Raw genomic sequence first — 16,837 nt, 5'->3', positions numbered from 1 at the left:
CGAACAGCTGTGCCGAGCGCTCTGCCCCGTGAAACTCGATCATGCTGAAAGAGCGTTCCTGACATGTTCCCAAGTCTCGCACAACTCCGCGCCCTGCCCTATCAGTACCAAGCCGTAGGCCTGCGCCTGGTCGGGGGCACCAGACCTATTCCCTGGCGCTAAGCGTAACAATCGCTACAAATCTCACTCAAAACTGCTGTCAAACAGTCGTTCCGAAGCGACACCATTGGCACACGCGATATCGCCGGTCGTAGATTGCAGTACCAAGGCGTCGTCCTGGATCACGAATTCAGGCGATTGAAGATAGAGGAATCGGCCAAGGCCGTCATAGACGATTTTTCCTGGCCCAGCGACCAACGCTTGACCGTTCGCACGCCGGCAGTCGACCAGCGCGTTTGGGCTCTGTAACGTCAGCACACCGGTCGAGCTCAGCAACACAGATCCTCCGGACATCGCGTACTCTCGCCCATCGAGTCGAATGACGAATGCATCTGATGCCAGAATGGCTGCCGCGAGACTCATGGGACTGACGTGTAGCAAAGCGATCATTACCAACAGACGGAAACGCATGATTCACCTCCAGGGATTTCATCATCCCCCAGGACGCCCTCCTCCGTTCCCGCGGAATCCCACCGTTTTTTCGCGCTTTTGCGTGTGAATTTCCCTTGCCTGCCTTGCGCCCCTAGGGTGATCAGACACCCACTCGCGTAAGATGAAACAGAATGGACGTTGTCCCCCTCATCCCCCATGTTCCTTCACTTCCGCAGACTTTCCCGATGGGCATGCCTGAGGAGTCACGTGAACAACTCTTTCGCCTGGTCGAGCGCTCCTTGGCTGCTCACGGGCGCCTCGTCAACGTGGTACGTCGCATGGTGCTCGCTGAGCTCACTGAATGGTCGGTTGAAGACCTGAAGGACGACGTCAAGCTGGACGGCGTTCACGATCGACTCGTCCTCCCATTCCTTGAGCGAGGCGTACTAGCGCCGCCGTGGCAACTCCATTGGAACCGCGCAGCATTGGCTGTCGAAGATCTCGGTGACGTCGTTCCAGGCGCCCCCGAAACCCTGAAGCGCATCCGCGCCCTATCCGACAAGATGCTTGCCGTCGAAGGTCTTTTCGAGAACATTGTCACTCAGGCTGCGTCCAAACTCCGAAATTCGATCGAATGATGAGACCATGGCCGTTGCCCCTTCCAATCGGCCGGCAGAGTGTCAAGAAGCCCATGCCAACATCACGGCCTTCAATCGCAATCGGCTTCCTGCTACATGCCTCTATGCCGAATACGGAAGCCCTGGCGGGTCTCTTCGTCAACAAGCATTCGTCTCCGATCTTCAGCAAGGATAGGTTTCGGAGCGGCGCAGGCAGACATCGCGTCGTGTCATGACCTCAACCGGATCGCCGCTACAGCCGACCTGTCTGGCTTCAGTGCCTTGTCGGGCCAGCGTCTCGCTACCTGTCGGCGCTTCCTGACTTCAACCAGGATCTCCTTGGCTTCGGCTTCCGACAGCGTGCGCTCGCTCAACCCGCTCGTTACGGCCTGCTTCAACCATTCCCTCTGGGCATCGTCCAGTACGTCAACCTCGCCTTTTACTACCAATGCAATGAGGTGATCGAAATCGTGTGCAGCGTATCGAATCCCGGCCGGAACCGAAATTCGCGAACGAACCATTCTAGGTGGCATCCCGACGTGCACATTGGCTCGGTGGTTGGCCAGCCGCATCAGTTGGAGCAGCGAATTGGCAGACAATTGAGGTCCGTCGTCTTCGCAATTCAAATCGTCGAGAAGACTCTCAGCGACCACCCAGCCAGTGTGCCGGGAAATCAACTCGCACATGATTGGCGAAACAAAGCCGGTCCGACCAACCATCTTTGAAACGGTCTTTCCTCCAATGCCTGGATGGGCGACGCTCACCCGTCGAATTCCGCCATTCTCCTCAACGCATTTCGAAAGCCACCTACGCCTGGCCAGATTACCGGATGAACGGTAATCTAAGTTCCCCACAAGCGGAAACTCCAGCGAGCCCGGCAGCAAACCAAATGCAGCCTCTATGCGAATGATGTGCCTGATCGAAATCGGTCTAGTCCCGCTCAAGACGTTTCCTGCCACGCGTTCGTTGATCCCGGTGAGCTCCGAGAACCACACCGCGTTGGGAATGATCTTCCGGACCAGCGCGTAGTTGCGGGCAAACGTGCCTACCAGCACCTCAGATGACGTCTTGGGCTTCGACACCTTCATGGTTGCTTCGCTCTGCAATCCCAAAAAGTGCTAGCGTACCAAAGCACGAACTATCAGGCCCAGGAGTCTTCCCCTGTCTCATGAAGACAACGGTTGATATTCCGCCACCCGCCTTGCGTCATTCTCGAACCAGCGCGATCACGTCCGAAGCTAGTTCGCGAACGAGACCTTCGGAAACACCGAACAAAAGGCCATCCTGATCACCATCGTACTCTTTGTAAGAGAGCAGGCCACGCTCGCGCCAATCACACAGAAGTCCGTGCACTAGCGACTTCGGCGCCCCTACCCTTGCTGCCAACTCGGCGACTCTGGCTGTTGATGGACTCTTCGGCAGTTCATCACGAAGCTTAGCTTTGTACGAAGTCAGACCAACAGGGTCGAACTCATTCCACGCTCGCAATAGACCCTTTGGCGAGACTACAAAGCTCTGCACCGACCTATAGTCACGATGCGTGCCAAAGCCACCCTCACTGAGAAATGACGCAGACCGCCTCAGCTCTGAGAGATCAACACGTCTCTCACTGGCCATGGTCGCAAGATCCACATCGTCAACCGAAAGGCTGGTCGCATCGCGCGCCAGTTCAAAGGCTCTCCTTAGGATTAGGCGGTCAAGGTCGACAAGCTTGGTGTAAGGCCCTGACCCTGCAACTAGGGCTCGAATCTCCTCCAGCTTGCCGTCTATCCGAGCGAACTGTTCGTGGCTTTGCGCCTTTGCGGAAACCACCGTCCGAAATATCTCGCCTGACTGATCCAATATGGTCGGTATCGCCGATCCCTGAAGCCATGCTCTAAAGTCCTGCTCGTTCACTGCCTCGCCACGCTTCTCGCGTTCGATCATGAACTGTGCGGCTAGCGCCATTACTGTGCCAAGCAAGTCTAGGGTTGCCATCTCCGTGTTCCTCTTCGAGTCTATGCTGCCAACTCTGCAATCCTACCCAGACCGCTGGGAACCTCGCATACTCGGCATTCCTGGAGGGCATCCTGCTAGACTGTGGCCCAGCTGTCGCGTTGTCCTGAAAAATTCTACTGGGGCGTCCAATGAAAGCGATTCTGATTTGCTTATCGGCGATCTTCAGCATGTCTGCTGTTGCAGCCAAGGAATTGACCGCGTACGAAAAGACCATTCGGCCCGTTACCGACCCAGATCATTGCGAATTCCTGAAGACGGCATACTTCGAGGTCTCTCATCCGTCGAAGGTTCACTACTACGCAGTACAAAACGTCATAGACGCCGGCGGCGATTCTTACAAGATCGAAACCATCGGCGGCGATGTCGCAGTTGGTATGCCCATTCATACAACCACGATCGCCATCTATCGGTGCAAAGAACCGCAGGATCGATCCGTTGAAATGGAGGCCTGGAAGGTAGTAGTGCAACAGAAGGTCATGGCAATTTGGCGCAAGCCAGAGGCGCCTACGTGGAAGTCAACATGTGAGATTAGGGGAAAGTTCAATGGTCACGGTGAACTCGCTAACCTCAGCTGGGTCACCCCATGTGACGCACGATCCGTCAGCAAGTCGATTGTTCGCGCCTTCAAGAAGGCTGGTCCATTCCCGGAACCCCCAGACCCACTAACCGCATCCGCTGGCGTGGTATTCACCTTTTCCCCATAGGCCTTTTTGGATTCCTGAGCACTCGGCCTTGCCCGAGGCTGCAAATGCCACTGCTTAGCGCTCAATGCCAGTTCCAGGTGTCTGGTGCCGCACTCACCACAACGCCTTCTGTTCCTGGTCAGCCCGGAAAGTTCTCTCGTGCCATGTAGGCGTCCCCCACATCTGGCACAAGCTGAAACCTGAGAAGTCGTCCAGACGTTTTCGTACGACGGTACGTACCTTACGAATCACCGGTTAGAAGGCGATGACTCTGCACAGGGAAGTCAAATTCGTGTGTACCCCGGGGCCGTCTGGCCCTACTTATCGCACAAAAACCTGAACAAAATCCTTTGCTTGTGCCATGGGTAGGTCAAAAAGCCTGTTGCGCTCAGCGCAACTCTGTCCTATTCTTGGCACGTGGAGCGCGTCAGCTGGAGTCCCCAAAAGGGTTGCGCCCATGCCGCCATCGAAAGATGGTCCCCGCCACGGGCAGGGATACCCAAGGGCTCCAGCCTTTCTTCAAAGGGCTCCTGACCAGTCAGGGGCCCTTTTCCTTTGTAGGCCGAGGTATCCAGTCGTGCCGTTCAGCATGACTCAAATAGAAAGTTCTCAGTACTCGGAAAAAACGGTCTGCGGGCTGTTTGGCGTCGTGGGGAAGGTTGTGCCGGTGATGCGCGCTCTTACAGGTCAATCGCAACTCCTTCGCACCCACATTTACGTCAAACTTGAGACACACGGCCCAGAGTCCGCGTTGTCGATCAGTGTCCTTGGTTCGGTAGAACACTTCCCCACGACCGCGATAAACCGACGCATTTTGCAATGACGCGACAATCCCAGGCAGCTGCGCAGAGAACGAATACCTGATCGGGCAAATCACTCGCGCCTCCACTTGGCCATCACTGCGTCGCTCGTGCCAAACGAACTGATCGTCACTGTCCGTCGCCGACTTCGTTCGCGTCCAGCAGTGGGGTGAGTAACGAACCCGAAACGGCAGATGCACGATCCCGTCCTGCAACTTCAGCTCATAGACGTGGCACGCCGGCGCCAAATGGCTTAGATCGACTCCCCATTCAATGCCTGCCATTGAACCCTTCCGTCAACAATCCGCGCCTCAATTGAGCAACCCTCATTTATCGCCTGCTAAGCATACTCGGAGTCTCACCCAGACCCCAAAGCAATCCGAACGGATCGGGTTTTGCGGGGTCAGGGTGAGACTTTGATGAGCACAAGTTCACCCGCTAATCCACTTTTGCGAGGGTCTCTCCAAACTAGGCAACACCGGGCCCATGTCCTATATTGGGACATCCTCAGGGTGTCGGGCCCGCCGCTCACAAAAAGTGATATCCATGGTTCCAGACACGAACGCCAAACGACACGCCGAGTCCGGCTGCTGCCCTGGCCGCAAAGCTGCGCTCTGGATCTCGGTAGCCCGGCGCGCCTACGCCCAGGTGCCCTCGCACCCCGCCGTTAAGGGGCAACGCGCCTCCGAGGCGCGCAGGATCCTCCGTACTGACAAGCGGTTCGATCTGCATTCCCGCCCGTGTCGCGTGATGGCCTACCAAGGCCGCGGCATAACCATCGCCTGGACCGAGACCGGCCCCAGCCCACCATCCTTCGGTCCGCTGCGTTGACTCCCGAGCATTTCAAGACGCTGCGCGCGCGCCTCGGCCTGACCGCCCAAGCCCTCGGCCGCATCCCTGGCTTGCGCAATGTCGTCACCGATCGCACCGTACGACGCTGGGAATCTGGTGATGTATCCCTCCCGGCTGACGCGATCTCAGCCCTACTCGCGCTCGATGCCTTCGTAGAACAGCGTGTCCGTGAAGCCACGCGCGTCGTGAACGCCCAAGCGGCTACGCGCGGGGCGCCTCAAGCCGTCGAGCTGGTGCGCTATCGTGACGACCAGGCGCTCGCCCGCGTCCATCCCGATTTCCCCGGCGGCAACGCGGTCCACAATGCCTTAATCGACCGCTGTCGCGAAGCACTTGAGGCACGCGGCATCGCCGTGACGATTCGCGGATCAGAATGACCTGACTGGCGGACAACATCCGATCACAGAGGAAGGAAACTTCATCTTGACCAATCATGACCGTAGCGCAATACCACTCGATGAAGTTCTGTTCGATCTGATCGACGGCTTGGCCAAGTTGGAACATTCGCGTGGAAATGACGATCAGCCGCTCAAATACTTACAGCTCATCGCCAACACGTTGGCTCTGATCGGTGAGGACGAACAGGCGCTAACCAACCTTGCGCGTCGCGCTGATCGCCGACCTCGAGACCTCCAGCGCATTGGTGCGGTACTGAGGCTTTTGCTGCAACCTGAAACCTTCCACCATCTGGGCAGCGTCCGACCGATGGACGCACCACTTCAGATCTTCAGGGATACCGTTCGTGCGAAGCTTCCCAACGAAGTTGTTGATTGGCTTCGTGACGCGGCTGCAGACTTGGCATCGTTCTACGCCGAGACGGGCGCCTTTGCGGCACCCCCATGCGTCATGTGCATCAGCATCTCCGGTGCGGCGCCGGACGCCCCAGTCTTGTTGCGCGTGCTCTTTGAATCATCTCCAGGCGCATACACCACGTGGGCACGGAATTTCTTTCGTGGCGTCAGTCCGACGTTTTTGGTGTTGGCATCGTTGCCCCCATACCAAGCAGCGCTCTGCGACAATGATTTTCCTGCAACCTGGCGGCCCTGCCCGCTCTTCCGTTACCACCCGGAACGCTTTCGTCAGACCCGACACTACGCGCGGCAACTCCGTAGCATTCACACGCGACCTACCCTTTTGACTGAGGCAACGGCGAACACGTTTTTTGGCTTCATCGTTCAGGAGCATAACGAGAGACTCAATGAGGTTGATCGACGAGAGACATGGCGCCACAACAGTTCTGGCATGCGCATCCTCAACGACGAGCTGACGCTTGCGACCGCATGGGTGAACTTTCAAAACGCCGGCCGTCAGATCTTCGAGTTCCCTCAGCACCTGTGCGACATGTTGACGAAAACCGACGCCAGCGATATTCCCGTCGATCTGCTTCGGTTGCCCTATCCGATCGTCTTCCTCCACTTCGGTGCACAGCACGATCTTGCTTTGGGTGATGGTGCGGTCATCGATGGGGTTTACGTCGAACACCATCCAGAGCACAAATTGATGATATTCCGTTTCACCACGATTCCGGCCACTCCTGAGCACGCAAATCTGTGGCACGGGTACGGCGAACCAGGCGTGTCGATCACGCTCGAACCTGATCACGCCGGATTGGACCTGGGCACTGCCATCGATGCTGTCACCGCCGAGAAATTGAACTCGCTCAGCGAGGAACGCGAGCGGGCTCCTGAAATGCAATTTGAGATCGATCAGATCAAGGATGAACTGGAACTTCCTGCCCACATCTTTGTTTCGACTGAAGCACGTGCATCCCGCGAGACGGATGAAGTGCACGCGCGACGCCCCGTTGTTGCGAGAGCGATGCACCTCGCGGCCAGTGCCATGTGCTATCTCACCGCCTATCCCGATGACGTGGAAACGGCCTGGCCAGAAGGCACGCCACCCGCGCTGATGGCGAAGCTCCGCTCCGGCACCCCGAAGCAACAAACCAAAGCAGCCTCTCAGCTGGAGTCAATGGGATATACACGCGTTCATCTCTGTGGCAAGCGCCTAGCCGACGTCGCCTCATCCTCTCCTGCCACGGATGCGGGCGAGCGAAACGTGCGACCACACTGGCGGCGTGGCCACTGGCGAAGGCAGGCCTATGGTGAGCAACGTTCTCTGCGAAAACTTATCTGGCTCATGCCGCTCCTGGTGCATCGCGACGCAGGATCCAATGCACCCGAGCCTGCAGGACACATCTATCGCGTAGACTCGTGATGGCGGTCCCCTAGAAGGTCTCATCCAACGGCCATGCCCTCCGAGTGCAGCAGATGTCCGAACCCCAGCGTACCAAGGCATCGCGCCCTCACGACGGCATACCCCAGTTCTCTGAAGAGGACAAACGACCTGAAAAGCTCAGGTTCTCTTCAGAGCTAGCGCAATTCGGACGGGCACAAAGGATCCAGCACGATCCATGACATCAGCGAGGGCCGTCTCGGCGGCGCTCGCTATCTCCTTGGTGGTTGGGAGGCTGGCAGCTGTAGCGTAGTAGTGATTGATTCCAAAATGTTCTCGAACCGAAAGATAGATTTTGGCCAGTGCTTTTTTCTCATCCAAGTATCGATCCAGAGCATCGAGGATTTTTGGATCACCACCAGCATCGCGTGCTGCCGCCACCGCTTCCCTGTGCGCAGACATGTCTACGCGCACGTTGGGCGGCGTCGATTTGTAGAAGAAGTCGATGCATAGCTTCCTGACTTGTTGCGCGTACGCGAAGTGCTCTGCATCGACTAGGTGCCGTGTTTCCTCGAGTTCGTCTTGCTCCGCCCGGTACGCCACTGCTATCCGTTGTAGCGCCAGTGCAGTGGGAACCAAGGAGCGATCGGCGGACATCTCGGCAAGGTCAAGTAGCAGGCTTCCGCACACCTTCAGCACATCATCCGGGCCCGCTCCATACTTGAACAAATCGATTCTAATTGCGCGTTCCGTCAAACGACCTGACTCATCTTCACTCGTTGCATCCTTGAAGTGCTGAACGCGGCGCATGATCGCGTCAGCGATGTACTGGATTTGAATCGTGCCGTCCCTTTCACCGACCAGGCCTAAGGCCGTCTCGCACCACTCCCCTTGTCGACGTTCGCCATCTGAGCGCACTGTTGTGTGGTTGATCCACCTGGGATTCGCTTCTTCTGCTTCCTCAAGTGCCTGCCTGACCTCGGCGCGGAACCACGCATCATGCTCCGCGAATTGGGCAAGATCGATTGCGTGTCGATCCCGTTCGTCGCTATGGCCAGCATCAACCTCCGCTCGCGCGACGCCGATACGCTGCAGAAGGTTGATTGCCGTAGCGAATCCTTTGAACACCTTGGGTTGTCGAGACTGAGCTGCAGTCAAAACATACTCTTGATGCCCATCGTAAACCATTGCCACCCAGCCCTCTTGAACCCGAACAACACGGGCACTTCGGATTGCGCAGGTCTCGACCAGTTCCACAAGTTCTGCTCGATTGATAGTCCCTGTTCTCATCGTTTTCATTCCCCTAATAAGAAGCATAGTCTGCGTCATCTCGGAGTCTCACCCTGACCCCACAGCAACCCGAACCGTTCGGGTCTTGCGGGGTCGGCTTACGCGCTGATGCCTTCGGGGCCTTGCTACTGAGCCTGCGACGGTGCGTTCACGGTTCCGCGAGCCAGTCAGGGTGCTTCTTGCTGGCCTGGTCCAGATGTTCGAGGGCATCATCCGGCGACATTCGAGTCGAGTCGTAGACACAATAGATCGCCCCTGCCCAAGGGTAGTACTTTCCCATCTTTGCGAGAGGCCCACCTGAGTACCCGCGCCCCACAAGAACGGCATCGCACCGGGACTCCCAGCCCTTGATCATCACTGATGATAACCCGGTGCGGTCCTCATCCGTAACGATCCCGCTGTCCTCCAGCATTGCGACTAAGGCGTCCAAAATCTCTGCCGGCCACTCGCTCAATATGTTGACTGTCTCGTCGTGCTTCATGGGCTACTCTCTGGTTGACTTCCGTGCCCCACCCTGGCCACGCAGCGACCTGATCTGTCCGGGTCTCGCAAGGTCGGCTCCGGCCCTGCTGCCTTGCGGCTGTCGCGATCCCGGTCATTCAGGCGGTGTCATTGGTGATTCCAGCTCTCGCAGTCTCACCCTGACCCCGCAAGACCCGAACGGATAGGGTCGTAGCGTGGTTAGGGTGAGTTTCCAAATGTAGTCTGGAACCATCGCGAGAACCCGGTATCTTCGAAAGCGTAGTCGCCTCGGTCAGATTTCCAGATCAAAGGCGGGTCACGATCGCGGAGCTGTTCAACAGCGCTGCGCGCCTGCCCCGCTTGGATCTTCTTCTTGGTAGCTTGCGAATAACGTGCCAAAGCCTCTTTGGTGAATAGCCTGGGGGCACCGGCTCGCGGTACGGCCAGTTCGGCGACGATCGCCTTCTGAAGGGATGAGAGATCATCGAAGGTGGCCGCATAGACGGCGTCGCGAACCAGTTCACGTTCCGTCGCCAGTCGCTCCAGTCGTTCTATGAATCCCTCGGGCGATCCTGCCAGGGGCGATATTGCAGCCCCGATGTCTTGCTCGAAGAATTCAGGACGATGCTCGTATCGGTCGAAAATCGCCGCCAAGCGAGCATTGTCGATCTCGAGAGCAGGATGTACGCGCACCACAGCGCCCGCTGCGTATGCGACATAGTCCTTGCCCAAATCCGGCAAAGTGTGGATGGTTGCGCCGAAGAAGGGTGCCCCAGTGCCATGAACCAGTCGAAGTAGTTTGTCTCGGTCAGAACCTGACATCACTAAATAGAGGTTGTCACCAGTGCTGTTGAGGGCGTCGCGGGCGGCCTTCAGTGCCGCCATTACGGTCATGTTCTTGTCGGCTGTGACGACATGCTGCGCTTCATCGATGATGAAGACGATTGGCTTGCGTGCCAGGCTATGTAGCTCCTGTAACGCATCAGACAACGTGGCGCCAGCGGTCTTCCCGATTCGATCGATGGTGAACTCGACGTTTTGAATCTTCACCTTCGAGATTCCGGAGGCATTCGCCAACTTTGCAAGAGTACTCTGGTGTTTGGCGAGCGCCCGCGCAATGACGCCAGCGATCAGCTCGGCTGGCGATGTGTCCAGGTTTGCCCACAAGTCGACGTACAGAACCAAAGTTCCTTCCTGTTCGAGAGCGGGGCTCAGGTCTCGGCGTAGGAAAGTGGACTTGCCTTTGCGCCGAGGGGCTGCCAGAAAGAGGCCAGGTGCGGCTCCGCCAAGAAGGCTCGGGCTGAGCAACTGTTTGGCAATGCTTTCGGCGAGTTCCCGGCGGGGGAAATAGGCTCGCTCAGACATCATTAAACTCCTCCTGCGCCGGCAAGTGTAAATTACACCTCAATGGTATCATTGCCCACACAATGACGCCAATCTCGACACTTGTAGTGACTACATTACCTTGAATATAGGGGTTTAAATCGTTGGAAACAGGTATTGTGTAAAATACACGCGACCGCCGATATTCCCGTCTGAGCAAGCGCCTAAACCGAGGTTCTGTAATGACCCGCTGAACTCCTGCATTGGTTTTACCTTTTCGGAGTCTCATCCGGACCCCACAGCAACCCGATCCGTTCGGGTCTTGCGGGGCCGACTCAGGCGGACAAGCCGGACGGCCGGCGGCTTGCTGGTGCCCTGTCTCACCCGGTGCGACGGATGAGGTTCATGCTTCCGGCATGACGGAAGCATTGGCCACCCTTTCCCGCGCGTACCGCATGCGGGTCTACCCGACTCGCGACCAGGCGCGCTTGCTCGCGCAACTCGTTGGCGCATCGCGGCACGTGTGGAACTGGTCGCTGGCCAAGCGAACCAGCGCGTACCGCGAGCGGGGCGAGCGCCTGAACTGGGTCTCCCTTTCGCGCGAGTTCACTGAATACCGGCGCGACCCGGAGCGTCCCTGGCTCGCGACCTTGCCACGGGAGCCATTCAACCAAGTGCTGCGCGATCAGGAGCGGGCGTTTGCCAACTTCTTCGCGAAGCGCGCGGCCTATCCGCGCTTCGAACGCCGCGGTGGACGCGCATCCATGCGGTTTACCTTCGATCAGCGCCGCCAGCAGGTACGAGACACCGGTGGCCGATGGGCGACCGTCGATCTGCCTAGCCTTGGCAGTCTGAAGCTACGCCGCACCGAAGCGCTCAACGGCCGGCTGCGCAGTATCACGCTGTCGCGGGACAGTGCCGGGCGATGGCACGGTGCCATCACCGCTGATGGCATTTCGCGGCCGGCAATTCATGTACCCGAATTGGATGCCGTCGGTCTGGATGCCGGACTGAGGGATCTCCTCGTCATCGCCGATGGTCACGGCACTCGCCGCGTTCCGGCACCCAAGGCGCTGGCCAGCAAGCAGGCCAGACTGCGCCGCTACCAGCGGCAGCAGAGCCGCCAGATCGCTGCGCAGATGCGTGCCCAAGGCCTCGATCCCACGAAGCCTTGCCCCAAGGGTGTACGGCTCGGCAGTTCGAATCGCCGTCGCAAGACGCAGCAGCAGATTGGGCGGTTGCACGCGCAGGTGGCCGATCTGCGCCGAGACGCCCTGCACCAGGCCAGTGCTGCCGTCGTGCGCGAGGCGCAGGTTATCGGCATCGAGGATCTGGCGGTGAAGGCGATGAGCCGGGGCATGGGCCGCAAGGCCTTTCGTCGCTCGGTCGCCGACGCTGCACTCGGTGAACTGCGCCGGCAGCTCACCTACAAAGCCGGGTGGCGCGGCCGCACGCTGGTCGCGGTGAATCGGTTCTACCCGAGCAGCAAGACCTGTGGCGCGTGTGGTGCCATTCACGCCGCCCTGAAACTGAAGGAACGCCGCTGGGCCTGTCCGGCCTGTGGCACCGAACACGACCGCGACGAAAACGCGGCCAGAAACCTCCGGACCGAGGCGCTGCGGCTGATCGCAGCGTCGTCGCCGGCTACCCCGAGGAGCGGGGAAAGTGACGCGCGGGGAGAGGCCGCGGCAGCAGTCGGCAGAACAGGGCCGGCCGGACTGTCGACCTCGGCGAACCGTGAACCCACCGTCGCAGGCTCAGGCGCAAAAGCCGACAGGCGGCAGCGCCAGAGCCGACCCCGCAAGACCCGAACGGATCGGGTTGCTGTGGGGTCAGGGTGAGACTCCGATCTCACCCCCAATGATGCCAGCCGGTCAAAACGGCCAGGCAGTCGCAATCGGCACAGTCCGCGTGCTATCACGCTTGGTCCAAACCTCCTCTTCCTGGATCACGAATTCGCCGGCCACCTGTGTAGTTCCGCGAACGACAATTCGCCCTTTGCTTACATAGACATCACGCCTGTAGTCGAGTGCATTGCGAATCACAATAGCTCCGATCTGCCCATCGACAATCTCACAATCCGGCAAGCTACGACTCGGGCACAAACTAACCTCTCGGATTGCACCCGACGACTGCTCTTCGTAGAAGACCTCATATCCGGAGGCTTGGCCAGTTTGGGCAGTGAAGTTCGTGCAAGATCCAGTGCCCCCGTTCGCACCGGCATTGTCAATGCAAACGACCTCGTACTGGGGCACGTTGTCCGCTGGAAACACGGGCAGAGAATCGATGGTGGGATTCTCGAATCCAGCAGGCCGCGCCACGTTGACAAAGTTCTTTCGTGCAGTAATGGGCCGCACTTCGACAGCGCCGATCTTCTGAGCAACCGTGTACTCTGCACATCCCGTGCAGTCCCGAGCCTTCCGGAATCGAACCCGGTCCCACTGCCCAAGCAAGCGATCACGCACTGTCTGGCCCGGGTAGACCTCGGACAGTCTGCGCAACGGCAGCACCGCGCCGTTCGCCCGCAGTTCACCTCGATTCGGCGCGAAGAACACGACTTCCACGTTCGTGTTCATGTCCGTGCTGACGAAGTTCGTGTTCTGCCGCCACGGGCAGCCCCAGCATTGACCGTCGCGGGCCTCAAACATTGCCGTGGGCGTAACTTTGCAGATCACGTCCGTGGTCATTCGCACCTGCTCCGATACCGGCACGCAGAACCCCTGAACGGTGTTCCACTTCCCGATTCCCAGGGCGTCATAGTAGAAGAACGCTCCGAAAACAAAGCCATCGTCCGCTACTTCGACCATGATGCCGTTGCCCGGCTTTGTTGGATCGAAGTACCCCCCATTTTCCGGGAGTACTGGGATGATTGGACTGGACTGCCGGAACAAAGTTTGCTGCGCGAGCGATTCCGACGCAGCAATGATCAAAACCAGCATCAACAGAATTCTCATTTATCGATTCCCAGTTAATTACAAGTCGCGCACACGATATCTTTTCCTGCCGGATATCCCCAAAGCTGAGTGCTTGTTGCGAGCACTTGCTGGCCTGGGTACACGGGATTCGGAGCAAAGCCCGGAATCTCAATTCCGCAAAAGTTGTTCGGCTGAGGACCGTCAACGTATATGGTCGTTTCGAATTGCCGGGAGTGGTCTGCTCTGCAGGCGTCTCGTGCCGTAGTGTATTCCTCTGAACCGGCAAGGCCGAACTGACGGGCGTAACTCGCGCACTCACTATCCCCTCGCCCCTGCCCGAGATCGAAGGTCACGTTACCGAGAATCAACGACGAGCCCAGGCCCGAATTGTACTGAAACACATCATTGGTCTTGCAGTGAGGAAACTCACCAACCTTGCTCTTGCCTGATGGACATACGGGCGGCACCCACCCTTGCCCATTGTTCAGGCACAGCGGGTTGCCCGAACAGAATCCGCGGACAATCTCGCCCGCGGTGCACCGATCGGCGCTGCTGGCCGTGGTATCGAGGATGCCGCCCAGATCCGGAAAGCCCACCAGCGCGACTGCCCCGGCGTAGGTTGGTGCTGGCGTGATCCAGTTTGCCAGGGGCTTGGTCCAAGCGCGCCCGACCCCGGTGGCGGTTGCGTTGCCCGGAACAACCCAGCCAGCTGGGATCTTTCGCTCCGAAAGCGCAAGCGCTGTGCGCATCGCGATTCCGGTCATTCCGGCCGTGTCATTGGTGATGCCCGCTCGCTTCAGCAAGCCAGCACCTGGTTGACCGGTCTGATAGATCACGATTCGCACTCGCCCCACCGGAACAGTCGTATCAGCGGCATTCTTGATGCCAATCATCGTGTACGTGGTCCCGAACGGGCCTTTGCATGGCACCGTATCCCGCCCAAAGGAGGCCGGAAGGAGGCCAGCCGATGTCAGCGAGGTACAGGCGATGCCCACGCGCGTGTCGTTGGGCCAGGAGGCGACATTGGTCGGAGCCGACGTCCAGGTACGAACGGCGACAGCGATCTGTTCGAGCTCCCGGGCTTGTGCGTCGATCCAAGATTGAGCCAATTTGGCTCTGCTCTCTCGCAACTGCAACTGCACACCGGCGACGCCGGCGATCGTGACCAGTCCGAGCAGCAAGGCGAAAGCGACGAGTGAGAAACCTTTCTGGGCGTTCATAGCAGGGATCCAAGTTCGGGATTTTACTGTATTGCTCCGGATTGTGTGCGTACCCGGAAAAAGCGGGCATTTTTCCGTGCTTTGCGCAGGGTTTCAGGCTTCGCTCCAGTTACCGGAGCTATCGCCTGAGACCCCGGGCCCAACTTCAGCATAGGCCGGAAGCATGCCCTCGATCCATGGGCGATCGTGGCAATCACCTAAGCCGAACTCGCATGAACTGGGCCCATCGGTGGTGTTGGACCGCCAAGGATCGGCGCTGGGAGAGTATGGCTCCGTCGAATCATCGTCGAAGCTGTTTGTTCCCGCATAGGACTCGGTCCCGTTGATCGGCTCTTCAGACTCCATTCGATCATCGTCGCCCACGTATTCTGAACTCTCAACACCCCAACTACCCTCCCCTGTGTCGCTGTCGGTTTCGAAAGGAGAGCCTGACTCAGGAAGGTCGTCATAACTTGTCCGTTCAGGACGAATGCACCCGTGCTCGTCGTGTTTGATGTTCCGCAACGTATTGGCCTTTCCCCAAAATTCGTTCTCCTGCGAGATTCGGGCCTGGTTCTCATCGAGTTCGGCACGGGTCATCACAAATGGACGCTTCGACAGAATCCGGAGCGCATATTCGCGGTATTCCAAGTCTGCGTCCTGCTTCACCGAGGCCGTCAAAGCCTCTGCAATAAGTTGAAATGACATGAAGGGGTCATCGGACATGACTCGAGGTTTCGATTTTCCATTCCGCTCCAATGTCAGTAAATGCACAAGTCGAATTTGATAAGGCGTCCGCGCACCAAACGGGATCGAAAAGGCACCGATCATGTCGGCGAGACTTCGGAAGAAGCGCCATCGGAAATACCGAATCCGAACTTCGCTGCGGAATTTCGAGCGTGCTGTCGGGACAAAGTTGTTCTCCATACAGAAGACCAGCGCGAGAGCATCGTTCTCGACGCGTTGGTCAAGGTCAGCGTACTTGGTTCTCGCCTTGGCGGTCTGCCGAGCAAGCCAGGCAGAATAGGATTTTGAGTAGGTGGGCATTGCGTTTTCCGGTTGTGCATCCAGCAGTACCAGAATTCTCGTGGGACGCAAATTCAAACAATTCCACATGCCCATAAACGCAAAAGCCCGTGGAACACTCGATGATCTGAGTGTTCCACGGGCAACACGCGCTCCAATTGTCAGTCCAAATCGTCGTCACCAGCCAAACTGGCCAAGACGTCTCCCTCCTCTTCTGAAGACACTTCCATCGGACTCGAATCAGCTGGAGCCGATTCATCAGGCTGCTGGTTCTCTTCAGCCGGCTCTTCTTCGTCCTGCGGATCGAAACGCACTCCTGTCACGTCCTCATTGACCCGCGCGGTCTCCTCTTGCTGATCAGCGTCGATCAAGTGCTGCTGTTGGTACAGCGCCACTTTGAGCCCAGTGTCCAGGTGATCGTTGACTGCCCTGTGCAGTGCGCCGATTGCCTTCTCCCGGGCCTGGATTGTGCCCAACTGAATGGCCAGCTCCTTGCGGACCGTTGTGGCCTGTTCCTGGCGCTCAGTCAGCACCCGCTCCCGCGACTTCATCGCTTCGTCAGCGGCCGATTTCTCCAACTTCAGCTGCGCTGCCCCGATCTGGAGCTTCGCTTCCTTCTCGCCGACCACCTGTTCGCGGCGGAGCACCTTCAAGTCCGTACGCGTCGCCTCCAGATCCAGCCGTGCTTTCACCGAGTCCAGCTTCGCAGAACTTTCCGACACCAACACTTCCTTGTGGCGAAGAGCGTCCTCGGCTTCTTTCAATTTGTTCATCCGATGTTGATGAGCCGACGCCTCGGCCGAAGCGAGTCTTCGGTCGACCTCTGCTGCCGTCTCTGCATAGAATTTCTTGATCTCCCTGCCTCCGAAAATCTCTCGGTAGAGCGCAGCAACGAGAACAAGACCAACCAACACGCCAATCCAACCCAACATGTACTGCAACATGGATCCTCCAATCCGGAGGACC

At 58.2% G+C, this 16,837-nt stretch carries 15 protein-coding genes; 5 read left to right on the top strand and 10 right to left on the bottom strand.

All coding sequences use genetic code 11. The features are described 5' to 3' along the window. Positions 1-183: 183 nt before the first annotated feature. On the bottom strand, positions 184-570 hold the full coding sequence (locus C7S18_RS23795; RefSeq protein WP_146152114.1) for a hypothetical protein: 387 nt from the start codon (positions 568-570) through the stop codon (positions 184-186). 212 nt (positions 571-782) lie between these two features. Here C7S18_RS23795 and C7S18_RS23790 point away from each other — a divergent pair, with 212 nt between their 5' ends. After that, complete coding sequence (locus C7S18_RS23790; protein WP_170113492.1) at positions 783-1,169, top strand: hypothetical protein; 387 nt, start codon at positions 783-785, stop codon at positions 1,167-1,169. 209 nt (positions 1,170-1,378) lie between these two features. Here C7S18_RS23790 and C7S18_RS23785 read toward each other — a convergent pair whose 3' ends face one another. Together C7S18_RS23785 and C7S18_RS24770 are read right to left on the bottom strand one after the other, a co-directional pair. Further along, positions 1,379-2,236 (bottom strand): hypothetical protein, encoded by an 858-nt coding sequence (locus C7S18_RS23785; protein WP_106894235.1) that lies wholly within the window; start codon positions 2,234-2,236, stop codon positions 1,379-1,381. Positions 2,237-2,354: 118 nt separating this feature from the next. Continuing rightward, a complete protein-coding gene (locus C7S18_RS24770; RefSeq protein WP_206208058.1) occupies positions 2,355-3,125 on the bottom strand; it encodes a hypothetical protein in 771 nt (256 codons plus the stop codon). 149 nt (positions 3,126-3,274) lie between these two features. Here C7S18_RS24770 and C7S18_RS23780 point away from each other — a divergent pair, with 149 nt between their 5' ends. The 3 genes from C7S18_RS23780 to C7S18_RS23765 all read left to right on the top strand — a co-directional run bounded on the left by C7S18_RS23780 (position 3,275) and on the right by C7S18_RS23765 (position 7,698). Continuing rightward, entirely contained in the window at positions 3,275-3,850 is a 576-nt protein-coding gene (locus tag C7S18_RS23780) for a TonB C-terminal domain-containing protein (protein ID WP_106894234.1), read from the top strand. Positions 3,851-5,456: 1,606 nt separating this feature from the next. Further along, complete coding sequence (locus tag C7S18_RS23770) at positions 5,457-5,858, top strand: helix-turn-helix domain-containing protein (protein WP_106894232.1); 402 nt, start codon at positions 5,457-5,459, stop codon at positions 5,856-5,858. 109 nt (positions 5,859-5,967) lie between these two features. Further along, entirely contained in the window at positions 5,968-7,698 is a 1,731-nt protein-coding gene (locus C7S18_RS23765) for an AcrVA2 family anti-CRISPR protein (protein WP_170113491.1), read from the top strand. A 138-nt stretch (positions 7,699-7,836) separates the two neighbouring features. On the opposite strand, the gene C7S18_RS23760 is transcribed toward C7S18_RS23765, so the two are convergent. The 3 genes from C7S18_RS23760 to C7S18_RS23750 form a co-directional block, all read right to left on the bottom strand. Then, complete coding sequence (locus tag C7S18_RS23760; protein WP_146152112.1) at positions 7,837-8,913, bottom strand: hypothetical protein; 1,077 nt, start codon at positions 8,911-8,913, stop codon at positions 7,837-7,839. A 181-nt stretch (positions 8,914-9,094) separates the two neighbouring features. Beyond that, positions 9,095-9,427, bottom strand: coding sequence for a hypothetical protein (locus tag C7S18_RS23755; protein WP_106894229.1), 333 nt, complete (start codon positions 9,425-9,427; stop codon positions 9,095-9,097). Between the two features lie 200 nt (positions 9,428-9,627). Beyond that, positions 9,628-10,485: an ATP-binding protein gene (locus C7S18_RS23750; RefSeq protein ID WP_146152111.1), complete on the bottom strand. Its 858-nt coding sequence runs from the start codon at positions 10,483-10,485 to the stop codon at positions 9,628-9,630. A gap of 662 nt (positions 10,486-11,147) precedes the next feature. Between C7S18_RS23750 and C7S18_RS23745 the strand changes: the two genes are divergently transcribed. Continuing rightward, positions 11,148-12,572 carry an RNA-guided endonuclease InsQ/TnpB family protein gene (locus C7S18_RS23745; RefSeq protein WP_106894227.1) on the top strand — a complete coding sequence of 475 codons (1,425 nt, stop codon included), beginning with the start codon at positions 11,148-11,150 and terminating at the stop codon, positions 12,570-12,572. Between the two features lie 33 nt (positions 12,573-12,605). Here C7S18_RS23745 and C7S18_RS23740 read toward each other — a convergent pair whose 3' ends face one another. The 4 genes from C7S18_RS23740 to C7S18_RS23725 all read right to left on the bottom strand — a co-directional run bounded on the left by C7S18_RS23740 (position 12,606) and on the right by C7S18_RS23725 (position 16,815). Continuing rightward, positions 12,606-13,685: a hypothetical protein gene (locus tag C7S18_RS23740; RefSeq protein WP_106894226.1), complete on the bottom strand. Its 1,080-nt coding sequence runs from the start codon at positions 13,683-13,685 to the stop codon at positions 12,606-12,608. A gap of 14 nt (positions 13,686-13,699) precedes the next feature. Then, positions 13,700-14,866: a hypothetical protein gene (locus C7S18_RS23735; RefSeq protein WP_106894225.1), complete on the bottom strand. Its 1,167-nt coding sequence runs from the start codon at positions 14,864-14,866 to the stop codon at positions 13,700-13,702. Between the two features lie 93 nt (positions 14,867-14,959). Further along, entirely contained in the window at positions 14,960-15,892 is a 933-nt protein-coding gene (locus C7S18_RS23730; protein WP_146152110.1) for a hypothetical protein, read from the bottom strand. A gap of 140 nt (positions 15,893-16,032) precedes the next feature. Further along, entirely contained in the window at positions 16,033-16,815 is a 783-nt protein-coding gene (locus tag C7S18_RS23725; RefSeq protein ID WP_106894223.1) for a hypothetical protein, read from the bottom strand. Between the last annotated feature and the right edge of the window lie 22 nt (positions 16,816-16,837).

Source organism: Ahniella affigens (genome assembly GCF_003015185.1).
Classification (GTDB): Bacteria; Pseudomonadota; Gammaproteobacteria; order Xanthomonadales; family Ahniellaceae; genus Ahniella; species Ahniella affigens.
This window is presented reverse-complemented; position numbering and strand designations above follow the sequence as displayed.